Below are 14,133 nucleotides of genomic sequence, written 5' to 3' on the forward strand. Positions count from 1 at the left end.
GCACACGCAGTGGCAAGCCGGGGGGCCAACATTGCTAGACCGAGCCGAGCACGCCTTCGACCAGGTAGTTCATCTTCTCGAGCTCGAGGTCGGTCTGCTTGAGCACCTTGCCGGCGGGCACCACCACCGCGCCCTTGTTGTCCTTGATGCCGTCCTTGAAGATGTCGAAGGTGCCCGCGATCATCTTCGCCTTGATGTCATCGGCCTGCTTCTTCGCGGCGTCCGGCACCATCGGGCCGTAGGCCGACATCTTCACGTAGCCTTCCTTCAGGCCGCCGCGCAGGAAGTTGGGATGCGGCTTGCCGGTCTGCGCGGCCTCGATCGCGGTCTTGTAGGCGGTGAGCCAGTTCCACTCGGCGCCCGTGAGGTAGGCGTTCGGCGCGAGCTTGGCCTGGCTCGCGTGGTAGCCGCAGACCATCTTGCCGCGCTTGGCGGCCGTCTCGACCACCACCTTGGGGCCGTCCACGTGCATGGTGAACACGTCGCAACCCTGGTCGGCCAGGCTGTTGGTGGCCTCGGCCTCCTTCACGGCCATCGACCAGTCGCCGGTGAAGATCACGCTGCAGGTGATGTTCGGCTTGACCGAGCGCGCACCGAGCGTGAAGGCGTTGATGTTGCGCAGCACCTGCGGGATCGGCTTGGCCGCGACGAAGGCGATCTTGTTGCTCTTCGTCATGTGGGCGGCGATCACGCCGTTGAGGAACTGGCACTCGTCGATGTAGCCGAAGAAGCTGCCGACGTTCTTCGGATGCTTGCCCTCGGTCCAGAGGCCGCCGCAGTGCGAGAAGCGCACGTCGGGGTTCCTGGGCGCGACGGCCAGGATGTGCGGATCGAAGTAGCCGAAGGAGGTCGGGAACAGCAGCTTGGCGCCGTCCTGCGCGATCATGCCCGACATGGTCTTCTGCACGGCCGCGGTCTCGGGCACGTTCTCCTCTTCCACCAGCTTGATGCCGGGCAGCTTCTTGATCTCGGCCGCGGCCTGCGCGTGCGCCTGGTTGTAGCCGTAGTCGTCGCGCGCGCCGACGTAGATCACGCCGACGGTGAGCGGCTTGGCCTGCGCGCGAGCGAAGGGGCTCAGCGCACCGAGGGTGCCGGCCGCGCCGAGGGCGGCCAGGGTCTTGAGGGAATCGCGGCGATTGGGTTGGCTCGTCATGCTGTGCTTTCGGGAGGGTGGAGGTGGGGGTGCAAGAAATGGGCCTCAGGCGCCGAGCAGGCTCACGTGCGCGGCGACCACGCGCCAGCCTTCGGCCGTGCGCATCCAGGTCTGGCTCTGGCGGCCGGTGCGTTCGCTGCCTTCGCGGCGGAACTCGCAGTGGGCGGTCGCGAAGTCGCGGCCGTAGGTGGTGATGGCGACGCGCAGCAGCTCGCGCGCGAGCCCCTGCGCGGGGCGCGATGCGCGAAAGGCCTGGATCGCTTCGTAGCCGTAGAGGTTCTCGGTCGCGCCGTAGCGCAGCGTGGTCGGGCTGGCCCAGAACAGTTCGTCGAGCACCTCGACCTCGTTGTGCACCAGTGCGTGCTCGTAGCGCGCGAAGACGGCCTCGACTTCGGCGAGCACGTCGGGCAGGTTGATCTCGGGAGTGGTCATGAAGCTGGGTGTCCGTCGGTCGTCAAAGGGTGGCCACGGGCGCGCGCGCCACGCCCGCGTCCTCGAGCGCCGCGGCCACGCGCAGCGCGAGGTCTTCGCGCCAGGGCGCGGCGATCAGCTGCACGCCGATCGGCAGCCGCGCATGCGCGCCCCACACCGGCACGCTGCACACCGGCAGGCCGATGCACGAGATCGGCTGCGTCAGCAGCCCCATGTTGGGCCGCACCGGCAGGCTCTGGCCGTTGATCTCGAAGCGCTCGGCGCCCACCGGCGTGGCGGCGCTCGGCGTGGCGGGCGCGAGCAGCACGTCGAAGCGGCCGAGCACGCGCGCCACCGCCTCGGCATAGGCGCGGCGCACGCGCTGGGCGCGCGCGATCCAGGCGGCCGGCAGCAGCGCACCCGCGAGGAAGCGGTCGCGCGACAGCGGCTCGAAGTCGTGCGCGCGGCGGCGCAGGTCGTCGAGGTGCAGCGCCGCGCCTTCGGCGTTGGTGATCAGGAAGGCGGCCGCGCGGCCGGCCTCGACCAGCGGCAGCTCGACGCTGGCGTGCGCGGCCAGCGCATCGGCCACGCGGTCGACCGCGGCGTTGGCCTCGGCGCCGGCGTTGGCGCGGAAGTAGCCGCCGAGCACGCCGATGCGCAGGCCCTGCGTGCCGCGCACCAGCAGCGGCGCCACCGGTTCGACCGCGCGCTGCGTGCAGCCGGGGTCGCGCCGTCCGGCGGGATCCTCCGGGCCCTGCATCGCGTCGTAGGCCAGCGCGAGGTCGCGCGCCGAACGCGCGAAGGGCCCGAGGTGATCGAGGCTGGAGACGAAGGGATAGCTGCCGCTGCGCGGCAGCCGGCCGAAGGTGGGCTTGAGGCCGAACACGCCGCACAGCGAAGCCGGCACGCGGATCGAGCCGTTGGTGTCCGAGCCCAGCGTGAGCCCGACCTGCCCCGCGGCCACGGCCGCGCCCGAGCCGCCCGAGGAACCGCCCGCGATGCACGAGAGGTCGTGCGGATTGCGCGTCGGGCCCTCGTGGCTGTTCTCGGTGGTGAAGCCGTAGGCGTACTCGTCCATGTTGAGCGCGCCGACCAGCACCGCGCCCGCGCGCTCGAGCCGGCGCACCAGCAGCGCGTCGGCGTTCGCGGGCGCGGCCTCGCGCTCGATCTTCGAGCCGGCCAGCGTGGCGATGCCCGCGATGTCGAACAGGTTCTTGACCGCGAAGGGCACGCCGAGCAGCGGCAGTTCGCGCGTGCGCTCGGCCGCGTTCGAGGCCAGCGAGGCATCGACCTGCGCGGCGCGGCGCAGCGCGCGTTCGCGCAGCACGGCGGTGAAGGCGTTGACGCGGCCGTCGGTGGCCTCGATGCGCGCGAGGCTGGCCTCGGCCAGCGCACTGGCGCTGACCTCGCCGCGGCGCACCGCCTCGGCCATGGCGCTCGCGTCCCTGGCGATCAGGCTGGCGGCGTTCATCGGCCGGCCTCCGAAGGCGAGACCGGAACGAACTGCACCGCCGCCTCGTCGTGCACCGACAGCGGCACCGCCTCGACGGTGGCCGCGAAGCCGGCCGCGAGCGCGAAGTAGCGCAGCACGCCCTCGCGGTGGGCGGGCGAGAGCGGGAGGCCGAGCGCGGCCGCGGCCGCGTCGACGTGGCGTTCGATCTGTTCGGGCGTCATGGCGTCGGCTCCTCTCAACGGCGCACTTCGCGCTGGAAGATGTCGAGGCTCAGCTTCTTCATCGCGACGAAGCTCTCGGTGCTCAGGGTCTCGACCGTGCGCGGGCGCGCATCGCCATAGCGCAGGATCTCGGCCACCTTGGTCGGGCGCTTGGTCAGCAGCAGCACCTCGTCGGCCAGGTACACGGCCTCCTCGAGGTCGTGCGAGACCAGCAGCATGGTGGTGCCGGTCCGCATGAACACCTCCTGCAGCTTCTCGCGAATGAACAGCGTCATCTCGAAGTCGAGCGCCGAGAAGGGCTCGTCGAGGAACAGCACCTCGGGATTCGGCGCGAGCGCGCGCATGATCGACGCGGTCTGCTGCTGGCCGCCCGAGAGCTCGTAGGGAAAGCGCTTGAGGTCGAACTTGACGTCGAAGGAGGCGACCAGCTCCTCCATGCGGCGATCGACCTCGGCCTTGCTGCGGCCTTCGAGCTTCAGCGGATAGGCGATGTTGTCGATGGTGCGCATCCACGGGAACATCGCCTCGCGGTAGTTCTGGAACACGTAGCCGATCTTGGTGTCCTTGCGCTGTTTCCCGTCGAACAGGATCTCGCCGCTGTCGATGGGGATCAGCCCCGCGATCATGTTGATCAGCGTGGACTTGCCGCAGCCGTTGGGCCCGAACACCGAGACGATGCGGTGCTTGGGAATGTCGAGGTCGAAGTTCTCGTACAGCGGCCAGCCCGCGAAGTACTTGGTGAGGCCGCGGATCGTGATGTGGGTGCCGGCCGGGCCGGGCTTGAACACCGGCCTGGGCACGTCGGCATACACCGGGCCGTTGACGACGATGTCGGGCGTGGCTTTCATCGGCCGCTCCAGTGAACGATGCGGCGCTCGGCCACGAGGAAGAGGATGTTGAGCACGTAGCCCAGCGCGCCGGCCGCGAGGATGGCTGCATACATGCTCTTGACGTTGAGCACCTGCTGCGCGTCGATGATGCGATGGCCCAGGCCGTTGTCGGAGCCTATGAACATCTCGGCCACGATCACGATCACCAGCGCCATCGAGACCGCCGAGCGCAGGCCCACGAAGCTGGGCTGCAGGCTCTCCCACACCAGCACGTCCTTGAAGATCTGCCAGCGCGAGGCGCCCATCACGCGCGCCGCCATCACGCGCTGCTTGCGCGCGTTGATGACGCCGTAGGCGCTGTTGAACACCACGATCAGCAGCGCACCGAAGGCCGCGATCGCCACCTTGTTGATGTCGGACACGCCGAAGATCAGCAGGAACAGCGGGATCAGCGCCGACGAGGGCGTGGAGCGGAAGAAGTCGATCAGGAACTCGACGCTGCGGTAGGCGCGCTCGTTGCTGCCCAGCAGCACGCCCAGCGGCATGCCGACGATGGCGGCGATCGCGAAGGCCTGCACGGTGCGCCACACGGTGACGGCGAAGTCGACGAGCAGCGGCCCGCCGGCCAGGCCGGTGATGAGCGCGGCCACGGTGTCGGCCGGCGAGGGCAGCAGGATCGGCTTGATGAAGCCGAGCCGCACCACCAGGTCCCAGACGATGAACAGGACGACCGGCCCGATGGCCGGCAGCCAGCGCTCCCAGGCGGGCGCCTTCGGTGCCGCGGCGGCGGCGGCGTTGCCCGCGGGCGGCGCCCACGGGGAGGCGGTGGTGCTGCTGTCGGCCATGGCGTCAGGCCTTGTAGAGCAGGCCGTCCACCAGGACCTTCTTCTCGAAGATCCCCTTCTCGGTGAACAGGTCGTAGAACTTCTGGAAGTAGGCGACGTCGCTGGGCTTGAACTCGTTGTAGAGCATGTACGAGGCCAGCGGCACCTCGGCCGTGAGCTTGCCCTCGATGGCGGTGTAGCCCTTCATGTACTGGCGCGCCTCGTCGGGCTGGCCGCGCACCAGCTCGACGCCGCGCGCATAGGCGGCGATGTACTTCTTCGCGGCATCGGGGTTCTTCTTGAGGAACTCGGTCGTGAGGCTGGCGGCGCCGCCATGCCAGGGCGCCATCGGGTCGCCGAGGATGTAGCGCGCGACCACGCCGGCCTCGAGCACGCGCGTGGTGCCGTTCATGCGGCCCACGGTGCCGGTGGGCTCGAGCGTGTAGCAGGCATCGACCTGCCCCGCCACCAGCGCGGCCACGTGCTGGCCGATCGGCAGCTCGCTGACCGACACGCCCTTGGCGCCCGCGCGCTCGAGCATGGTCTTGCACAGCGTGACGTTCTGGATGCCCGGGCCCGAGGCCACCTTCTTGCCCGCGAGCTCGGCCATGGCCTTGATCGGGCTGTCCTTCGCGACGATGAACTCGTCGAGCACGAACTTCGCGTTGCTCGGGTTGGTGCAGAAGATCTTGAACAGGCCCGGTTGCGCGATCTCGCCGATCGCGAGGTTGGCCGAGCCGGTGCCGTTGGCGCTGCCGTCGCAGCGGCCCGCGAGCATGGCTTCCATCACCTGCTGCGCGCCCGCGAACTTCTGCGGTTCCACGTCGAGCCCCGCGTCCTTGAAGAAGCCGCGCTCGACCGCCGCGAAGAAAGGCAGACCCGCGGCCACCGGCCAGAAGCCGACGCGGATCTTCGGCGCCGCCTGGGCGCGCACGATCGCTGGCGCGGCGAGCACCGCGAGGCCGGCGGCGCCGGCCTGCAGCAACTGTCGGCGCGAGGCGGAGGAAGGAAGGTCGGAGATGGACATGGAAGACTCCTCGGTCTGGGTTCGAAGACAACAGGGATTCAGGCGGCGCGGCTCGCGAGATAGGCGCGCCAGCCGCCATGGCGCGTGACCTCTTCCGCACCGGCCAGCGCATGGCCCTCGCAGATGAAGCCGTGCACCCAGCGGCCGTCGGCCAGCTCGACGCTGCCCAGGCCCAGCGGCGCGGGGATCAGCGCGAGGAAGCCGCCGACCTCGGCCAGCGGCAGGTCCCACACCTCGAGCGCGATCGCGGCGCCGCCCTCGGCGCTGCGCTGCAGGCCGGGCTTGGGCGGCACGGTGCCGGGCAGCGCGTACAGCCGGTAGCGCGGCGCGGTCTGGATGGCTTCGCGCAGCACGGCGCCGCGCTCGGTGAGCTGGCCGTTGAGCGGCATGCCGCTGAGGTGCGCGCCGACCACCGCGATCGGCAGCGTCGCGGCCTGCGCCGGGGCGAGGCCACGGATCGGCCGCGGCGCGGGCAGCGGCTCGCCGGTCGCGCCCTGCGCGAGGCCGGTGGCGTGGTGGTAGCGCTGGCCCAGCTCGGCCAGCGCGAGGTCGCTGCCGCAGCGGCCGATCAGCGTGATGCCGAAGGGCAGGCCGTCGGGCCGCAGGCTGCTGGGCACCGAGAGCGCGGCGTAGTCGAGCAGGTTGACGAAGTTGGTGTAGGCGCCGAGGTTGCGGTTGAGCGCCACCGGGTCGGCGCGCATCGCGTCGCGCGTGTAGTGCGTGGGCGCGGTGGGCACCAGCAGCACGTCGATGTCGCGCCACATCGGTTCGGCCTGCTGCGCGAGCGCGCGCAGCCGGGTCTGGGCCTCGAACACGTCGGCCGCGTTGTAGCCGCGGCCCTGCGCGAGGATGCCGCGCACGGGCTCGACGACCTCGGCCTCGTGGCGGTCGAAGAAGGCGCGCACCGCGGCATAGCGCTCGGCCACCAGCGCGCTGTCGTAGAGCAGCGCGGCGGCCTCGGCCAGCGGCGCGAAGGGCACGGTGACGGCCGTGCCGCCCAGCGCCTCGAGGCGCCGGCGCGCGTCGGCGAAGGCGGCCTCGGCGAGCGTGTCGCCGAAGAAGGCGAGGCGGTCGGGCACGCCGAAGCGGAAGGCGGCGGGGAAGGGCTCGGCATCGAGCGCGAGGTCGCGCGAGTAGGGATCGCGCGCATCGAAGCCGAGCGCGGCCTGCAGCACCTCGACCGCGAGCGCGACCGTGCGCGCGAAGATCGAGACGCAGTCGACGCTCTGCGCGGCCGGCACCACGCCGGCGGTGCTCAGCAGCCCGCGCGAGGGCTTGAGGCCGACGATGTTGTTGAGGCCCGCGGGCACGCGGCCCGAGCCGGCCGTGTCGGTGCCGAGCGCGAAGTCGGCCTCGCCGGTGGCGACCACGCGGGCCGAACCCGAGCTCGAGCCGCCCGAGACATAGCTGGCATCGAAGGCATTGCCGACCTCGCCATAGGGCGAGCGCGTGCCGTTGAGGCCGCAGGCGAACTGGTCGAGGTTGGTCTTGCCGAGCAGCGACGCACCGGCGTCGAGCAGCCGCCGCACCACGGCCGCATGGGCGGCCGGCAGGCGGTCGAAGGCCGGGCAGGCGGCGGTGGTGGGCACGCCGGCGACGTCGATGTTGTCCTTGACGGCGAAGCGCAGGCCCGCGAGCGGGGCGGGGGTGGTAGCGGGCGTGGCTTCCCGCGTGTCGTCGTTCTCGCGCGTCAGCGGCTGCGCGAAACGCAGGATCCACGCCGCGGCGGCCGGGTCTTTCTCGTCATGCACCATGATCAGGCATCCAAACTTGTGTACAAGTCGAGATGCAAGTGGCGTGCCAGCGCGCGCGGGCCGCTGGTGGGGCGCCCGCGGCGTCAGTCGCTCAGTTATCTATGTGTGGCTCCCTCCCCCGCTGGGGGAGGGTTGGGGTGGGGGCATGCGGGGGGGGGGGGGGGGGGGGGGGGGGCGCCCCCTGCGGCGGTGGATCGGGTCACGGCCTCATCGACCGCCCAGTGCCCCGATCCCGGCCTTCCCCCAGAGGGGGGAAGGAGGAAGACAGGGCGCTCAGCTCTTCTTGGCGTCCCGGTACAGGTTCTCCACCTTCGGCAAATTCGCCTGCAGCTTGGCGATCCGGTCCGGCCCGCTCGGGTGCGTCGAGAGGAAGCTCAGCCCGCCCTGGTTCTTCGAGGCCGTGGCCATCTTGTTCCACAGCGAGACCGAGGCCTTCGGGTCGTAGCCGGCGCGCGCCGCGAGCTCCAGGCCGACGAGGTCGGCCTCGGTCTCGTCGCCGCGGCTGAACTTGAGCGTGAGCAGTTGGGTGCCCGCGCGCGCCGCGAGGTCGCCGACCTGCCCCAGGCCGAGCAGCTGCGCACCGATCGAGAGCGCGGCGCCGGTGCCCGCGCTCTTGGCCATGCGGGCGCGCGCATGCTCGCGCAGCGCATGGGCCATCTCGTGGCCCATCACCATCGCGACCTCGTCGTCGGTGAGCTTGAGCTGGTCGAGGATGCCGGTGAAGAAGGCGATCTTGCCGCCCGGCAGGCAAAAGGCGTTGATCTGCTTGCTGCCGATCAGGTTGACCTCCCACTTCCATTGCCGCGCACGGCTGTTCCAGGGCGTGGCGAAGGGGATCAGCCGGTTGGCGATGGCGCGCAGCCGCTGCAGCTGCGGATTGCCGTCGCCCGCGAGCGCGTTCTTGGCGCGCGCCTGCTCCAGCAGCTCGCCGTACTGCTGGCCGCCCGCGGCCTCGATGCGGTCGGCCGGCACCAGGTTGCGCGCCACCGAGGCATTGCCGACGTCGACCTGCGCCAGCGCCGGCCCGCTCAATGCCGCGCCGGCCGCGGCCAGCAGGAAGGCGCGCCGCGGCTGCCAGGCCGAGGCATGGGAGAGGACCGGGGCGGAGCGATCGCAGCGTGTGCACATATGGGGCCGGATGATAGGAACAAATGAAGACGCCTTGGTGGATGACCCGGCGGCCGACCGGCGCGGCACTCATGGACAATCGCTCCCACATGTCTTCCGTCCCGCCCGCCGAATCCACCGCCGCCGGTTCGCCGCCCTGGCGCGACGCCCTGAAGGTCTACCTCGAACCCGCCACCTTGCGCATGCTGGCGCTGGGCTTCTCGGCCGGGCTGCCGCTGCTGCTGGTGCTGGGCACGCTGAGCTTCCGGCTGCGCGAGGCCGGCATCGACCGCGCCACCATCGGCTACCTGAGCTGGGTCGGCCTGGCCTACGGCTTCAAATGGGTGTGGGCGCCGCTGGTCGACCGGCTGCCGCTGCCGCCGCTGACCACGCTGCTCGGACGCCGGCGCGGCTGGCTGCTGCTGGCGCAGGGCATGGTGATCGCGGGGCTGGTCGGCATGGCGGTCAACGATCCGCGCCAGGGCCTCGTGCCGATGGTCTGGTGCGCGCTGCTGGTGGCCTTCGGCTCGGCCACGCAGGACATCGCGCTCGACGCCTTCCGCATCGAGTCGGCCGAAACCCGCAAGCAGGCGGCGCTGGCCGCGGCCTACCAGACCGGCTACCGGCTCGCGATGATCTGGGCCGGGGCCGGCGTGCTGTGGGTGGCGGCCTGGGCCGAGGTCGCGCCGGCCGCGCCGGCGGTGGGCGCGGCGGCCGGCGCGGCCTACCAGAACGGCGCCTGGAAGACGGCCTACCTCGTGATGGCCAGCTCCATGCTCGTGGGCGTGCTCACGGTGCTGCTGTCGCCCGAGCCCGCGAAGCGCTCGCTGTCGGCGCCGCGCAATGCCGCCGAATGGCTGCGCGACGTGCTGGTCGAGCCCTTCGCCGACTTCATCCGCCGCTACAAGTGGCAGGCGGTGCTGATCCTCTCGCTGATCGCGATCTACCGCATCAGCGACGTGGTGATGGGCATCATGGCCAACCCCTTCTACGTCGACATGGGCTTCACCAAGGACGAGGTGGCCACGGTCAGCAAGATCTACGGCGTGGTCATGACGCTGGTGGGCGCCTTCGTCGGCGGCGTGCTGTCGATGCGCCTGGGCGTGATGCGGGTGCTGATGCTGGGCGCGGTGCTCAGCGCGGCGAGCAACCTGCTGTTCGCCTGGCTGGCCTCGCGCGGCCACGACCTGACGGCCCTGATCGCCGTGGTCTCGGCCGACAACCTCGCGGGCGGCATCGCCTCGGCGGCCTTCATCGCCTACCTCTCGAGCCTCACCAACATCAGCTACTCGGCCACGCAGTACGCGCTGTTCAGCTCGCTGATGCTGCTGCTGCCGAAGTTCATCGCCGGCTACTCGGGCGTGTTCGTCGACGCCTACGGCTACAGCACCTTCTTCTATGCCACCGCCCTGCTCGGCGTGCCGGTGCTGGTGCTGGTGGCGCTGGCCTCGCGCACGCTGGCCGCGCGCCCGGACAGCGGGAAATCCTGACCCGGCCCCATAGGAAACCGCCGACACGGCCCCACCCCCGCAACTGGTAGGCTTTGCGCTGCTTCCCCCAGCCCCGACCACTAGAACTACTCCTCCAACCGCGTCACCGCCCAGCCACGTCCACACCGTGCCCGCCCGCATTCCTCCCCTCCAGATCAGCGCCTACACGGCCACCTCGGCCGTCGGCGTCGGCAAGGAGCCGCTTGCCGAAGCGCTCGAACATTCGCGCAGCGGCCTGCGCGCCAACGACTTCGGCCCCGCGCCGCTGCCGACCTGGATCGGCCGCGTCGACGGCCTCGAAGAGATCCGCCTGCCCGAAGCCTTCGCGCACTGGGACTGCCGCAACAACCGGCTGGCCTGGCTCGGCCTTTCGGCCGACGGCTTCCTCGAGGCCGTGGCCGCGGCGCGCCGGCGCCATGGCGCGGCGCGCATCGCACTGATCCTCGGCACCTCGACCTCGAGCATCGGCGAGACCGAGCTGGCCTACACCCAGCTCGACGCCGACGGCCATTTCCCGCCCGCGCAGCGCCGCCCGGCGGTGCACACGCCGCATTCGCTCGCGATGTTCGTGCAGGAAGTGCTGGGCCTCGAAGGGCCGAGCGAGACCATCTCCACCGCCTGCTCGTCGAGCGCCAAGGTGTTCGCCTCGGCCGAGCGGCTGATCCGCCTGGGCCTGGTCGACGCGGCCGTGGTCGGCGGCGTCGACACGCTGTGCGGCAGCGTGCTGTTCGGCTTCAACTCGCTCGAGCTGGTGTCGGGCGGGCCGTGCCGGCCCTTCGATCCGGACCGCGACGGCATCAGCCTGGGCGAGGCCGCGGGCTTCGCGCTGCTCGAGCGCGCCGACGCTTCTTCCGGCTCGGGGCTGCAGCTGCTGGGCTACGGCGAGGCCAGCGACGCGCACCACATGTCGACACCGCATCCCGAGGGCCTGGGCGCCGAGCGCGCGCTCGACGAGGCGCTGGCGCGCGCCGGCCTCGCGCCCGAGGCGATCGACTACATCAACATGCACGGCACCGCGAGCCAGAAGAACGACGAGGTCGAGGGCGCGCTGGTGGCGCGCCGCTTCCCAGCGCGCACGCATGCGAGCTCGACCAAGGGCTTCACGGGCCACACGCTGGGCGCCGCGGGCATCGTCGAGGCGGTGATCAGCCTGCTGGCGATCGAGCGCGGCCTGATGCCGGGCACGGTCAACTCGGCAGCGCTCGACCCGGGCTTCGGCCCGCAGATCCGGCTCGCGCCGGCGCACGGCGAGGTGCGCTACGCGCTCTCCAATTCCTTCGGCTTCGGCGGCAACAACTGCGCGCTGGTGTTCGGCAAGGCGGCGCAGGCATGAGCGCCGCGCCGACGATCTACATCGAGGGCCCGGCCTTCTGGGCCCCCACCCTGCCCGGCTGGGAGGCAGCGCGCGCGGCCTTCCGCGGCGAGGGCGCGCTCGCCGATCCGCCGGCCAAGCGCCCTGCGCCGCAGGTGCTGGCCCCGGCCGAGCGCCGCCGCGCGCCCGACACCGTGGCGCTGGCGCTCGAAGTGGCCGCCGCCGCCATCGCGGGCTCGGGCCGGCAGGCGGCCGACCTGCCCTGCGTGTTCGTCTCGGCGCACGGCGACCTGTCGATCAACGACTACATGTGCAGCACGCTCGCCACCGATCCCTCGGTGCTGTCGCCCACGCGCTTCCACAACTCGGTGCACAACGCCGCCGTGGGCTACTGGACCATCGGCACCGGCTGCATGGCCGCGAGCAATTCGATCTCGGCCTACGACAGCAGCTTCGGCGCGGCCCTGCTCGAGGCCGCAGCGCAGTGCGCGGCCGACCGCGAGGCGGTGCTGCTGGTGGGCTACGACGCGCCCGCCACCGGCCCGCTGGCGGCCGTGACGGGCAGCCAGGGCCAGCTCGCGCTGGCGCTGGTGCTGGCGCCCGAGCCCACCGACCGCACGGTGGCGGCGCTCGACTGGTCGCTGGCCAGCGACGGCGCGGCCGGCACGCCGCCCACGTCCGAGGCGGCGCAGACGCTCGCACAGGTCAATCCGATGGCGCAGGCGCTCGGCCTGTTCGAGGCGCTCGCGCGGCTCGACGGTCCGGCCGGCGCCGAGGTCGCGCTGCCGCTGTCCCCCACCCTCTCGCTGAGACTGCGGCTGCGGCCCGGCGGACACTGACGAAGGAACCCGCATGAAGCAGACCGCCCCGCGCTACGACGCAGTGATCATGGGTGGCGGTCTGGCGGGGCTCACGCTGGCGCTGCAGTTGCGCCAGCGCTTCGACGACCTCTCGGTGCTGGTGCTCGAGCGCCGCGCGCACCCGGTGCCGCACGCGGCGCACAAGGTGGGCGAATCCTCGGTGGAGATCGGCGCCCACTACTTCGACACCGTGCTGGGCCTGAAGCCGCACTTCGAGAACGAGCAGTTGCGCAAGTTCGGCTTCCGCTTCTTCTTCAGCGAGGGCCGGCGCGACATCGACGGCGTGACCGAGATCGGCGCCAGCCGCTACCTGTCGGTGCCCAGCTACCAGATCGACCGCGGCATCCTCGAGAACTACCTCGCGCAGGAGGCCGCGCGCCACGGCGTGCACTTCGCCGACGACGCCTTCGTGCGCCGCATCGAGCTGGCCGAGGACGGCGCCACCCACCACCGGCTGCAATGGACCCAGGGCGGCGAAACCCGCGACACCGAGGCGCGCTGGCTGATCGACGCCTGCGGGCGCGCGGGCCTGCTCAAGCGCAAGCTCGGGCTGGCGCAGCCCAACGACCACGACGTGAACGCCGTGTGGTTCCGCATCGGCGAGCGCATCACCATCGACCACTGGAGCGAGGACGAGGCCTGGCGCGCGCGCTGCGACCCGCAGGCGCGCTGGCTGTCGACCAACCACCTGGTGGGCGCGGGCTACTGGGTGTGGCTGATCCCGCTGGCCTCGGGCTCGCACTCGGTGGGCATCGTGGCCGACCAGAAGCTGCATCCGCTGGCCACCATCGACACCTTCGACAAGGCGATGGACTGGTTCGCGACCTACCAGCCGCGGCTTTACGAGGCGCTCGACGGCAAGCGCCACCTGCTGCAGGACTTCGCGTTCCTGCGCCACTTCTCGTACGGCTGCAAGCAGGTGTTCTCGGACCGGCGCTGGGCGCTGACCGGCGAGGCCGGCCTGTTCCTCGACCCCTTCTATTCGCCGGGCAGCGACTTCATCGCGATCGGCAACACCTACATCACCGACCTGATCGCGCACGACCGGCGCGGCCGCTCGATCGAGGCGCGCGCGCAGCTCTACGACCAGATCTACCACTCGTTCTACGAGAGCACGCTGGCGCTCTACCAGGACCAGTACCCGCTGTTCGGCGATCCCGAGGTGCTGCCGGTGAAGGTGATCTGGGACTACGCCTACTACTGGGGCGTGCTGTCGCAGATCTTCTTCCAGGGCCGGCTCACCGACCTGGCGCTGCTGGGCAGCGTGCGCGACGAACTGCAGCACTGCCAGCGCCTCAACATCGCAGTGCAGGCGCTGCTGCGCGCCTGGTCGGGCGCGAGCGACAAGCGCAACCGCGCGGCGATGCTCGACCAGGCCTCGATGCCGTGGTTCGCCGAGCTCAACCGCAGCCTCAAGGACCGGCTCGACGACGCGGCCTTCAAGGCGCGCATCCGGGCCTCGACCGCGCAGCTGCGCCGGCTGGCCGGCGAGATCCTCGCGCGGGCGCGCGCCTGCGATCCGGCGCTGGAGGCCGTCGCGCTCGAGGCCCTGCTCGCGCTGCCCGAATACCGTGACGCCCCGCGGCTTTCGGCGGCGCGGCACGAGGACGGCGCTATGCTTTTCGCAGTGCCGGCCGGTTGACATGGCCGCACGAGGTTTACGCAACTTTACGGAGCGTTCAAGCCAGCTT

At 71.3% G+C, this 14,133-nt stretch carries 13 protein-coding genes; 4 read left to right on the plus strand and 9 right to left on the minus strand.

Annotation, left to right across the window (positions count from 1 at the left end; all coding sequences use genetic code 11):
- Window positions 1-34: 34 nt before the first annotated feature.
- The 9 genes from ACODT0_RS08250 to ACODT0_RS08290 all read right to left on the minus strand — a co-directional run bounded on the left by ACODT0_RS08250 (window position 35) and on the right by ACODT0_RS08290 (window position 8,801).
- Window positions 35-1,153, minus strand: a complete 1,119-nt coding sequence (locus ACODT0_RS08250; RefSeq protein ID WP_489041037.1) for a BMP family ABC transporter substrate-binding protein — start codon at window positions 1,151-1,153, stop codon at window positions 35-37.
- Window positions 1,154-1,198: 45 nt separating this feature from the next.
- Window positions 1,199-1,585, minus strand: coding sequence for an oxalurate catabolism protein HpxZ (gene hpxZ, locus ACODT0_RS08255; RefSeq protein ID WP_489041038.1), 387 nt, complete (start codon window positions 1,583-1,585; stop codon window positions 1,199-1,201).
- 22 nt (window positions 1,586-1,607) lie between these two features.
- Window positions 1,608-3,035 carry an AtzE family amidohydrolase gene (locus tag ACODT0_RS08260; protein ID WP_489041039.1) on the minus strand — a complete coding sequence of 476 codons (1,428 nt, stop codon included), beginning with the start codon at window positions 3,033-3,035 and terminating at the stop codon, window positions 1,608-1,610.
- Window positions 3,032-3,238, minus strand: coding sequence for a DUF4089 domain-containing protein (locus ACODT0_RS08265; RefSeq protein WP_296732973.1), 207 nt, complete (start codon window positions 3,236-3,238; stop codon window positions 3,032-3,034). The genes ACODT0_RS08260 and ACODT0_RS08265 overlap by 4 nt, the downstream gene beginning before the upstream one ends.
- 14 nt (window positions 3,239-3,252) lie before the next feature.
- Complete coding sequence (locus tag ACODT0_RS08270; RefSeq protein ID WP_422099627.1) at window positions 3,253-4,086, minus strand: ABC transporter ATP-binding protein; 834 nt, start codon at window positions 4,084-4,086, stop codon at window positions 3,253-3,255.
- On the minus strand, window positions 4,083-4,913 hold the full coding sequence (locus tag ACODT0_RS08275; RefSeq protein ID WP_489041040.1) for an ABC transporter permease: 831 nt from the start codon (window positions 4,911-4,913) through the stop codon (window positions 4,083-4,085). Before ACODT0_RS08275 ends, ACODT0_RS08270 begins: the two co-directional genes overlap by 4 nt.
- 4 nt (window positions 4,914-4,917) lie before the next feature.
- Window positions 4,918-5,919 carry an ABC transporter substrate-binding protein gene (locus ACODT0_RS08280; RefSeq protein WP_489041041.1) on the minus strand — a complete coding sequence of 334 codons (1,002 nt, stop codon included), beginning with the start codon at window positions 5,917-5,919 and terminating at the stop codon, window positions 4,918-4,920.
- Between the two features lie 38 nt (window positions 5,920-5,957).
- A complete protein-coding gene (gene atzF, locus ACODT0_RS08285; RefSeq protein ID WP_489041042.1) occupies window positions 5,958-7,673 on the minus strand; it encodes an allophanate hydrolase in 1,716 nt (571 codons plus the stop codon).
- 273 nt (window positions 7,674-7,946) lie between these two features.
- On the minus strand, window positions 7,947-8,801 hold the full coding sequence (locus ACODT0_RS08290; protein WP_057592780.1) for a M48 family metallopeptidase: 855 nt from the start codon (window positions 8,799-8,801) through the stop codon (window positions 7,947-7,949).
- 89 nt (window positions 8,802-8,890) lie between these two features.
- Here ACODT0_RS08290 and ACODT0_RS08295 point away from each other — a divergent pair, with 89 nt between their 5' ends.
- The 4 genes from ACODT0_RS08295 to ACODT0_RS08310 all read left to right on the plus strand — a co-directional run bounded on the left by ACODT0_RS08295 (window position 8,891) and on the right by ACODT0_RS08310 (window position 14,084).
- On the plus strand, window positions 8,891-10,270 hold the full coding sequence (locus ACODT0_RS08295) for an AmpG family muropeptide MFS transporter (protein ID WP_489041043.1): 1,380 nt from the start codon (window positions 8,891-8,893) through the stop codon (window positions 10,268-10,270).
- Between the two features lie 127 nt (window positions 10,271-10,397).
- Window positions 10,398-11,603, plus strand: a complete 1,206-nt coding sequence (locus tag ACODT0_RS08300; RefSeq protein ID WP_261215284.1) for a beta-ketoacyl-[acyl-carrier-protein] synthase family protein — start codon at window positions 10,398-10,400, stop codon at window positions 11,601-11,603.
- Window positions 11,600-12,421: a beta-ketoacyl synthase chain length factor gene (locus tag ACODT0_RS08305; RefSeq protein WP_413761785.1), complete on the plus strand. Its 822-nt coding sequence runs from the start codon at window positions 11,600-11,602 to the stop codon at window positions 12,419-12,421. Before ACODT0_RS08300 ends, ACODT0_RS08305 begins: the two co-directional genes overlap by 4 nt.
- Window positions 12,422-12,434: 13 nt before the next feature.
- A complete protein-coding gene (locus ACODT0_RS08310; protein WP_489041044.1) occupies window positions 12,435-14,084 on the plus strand; it encodes an NAD(P)/FAD-dependent oxidoreductase in 1,650 nt (549 codons plus the stop codon).
- The last annotated feature ends 49 nt before the right edge of the window (window positions 14,085-14,133 follow it).

This window comes from Variovorax sp. FG153, assembly GCF_057809595.1.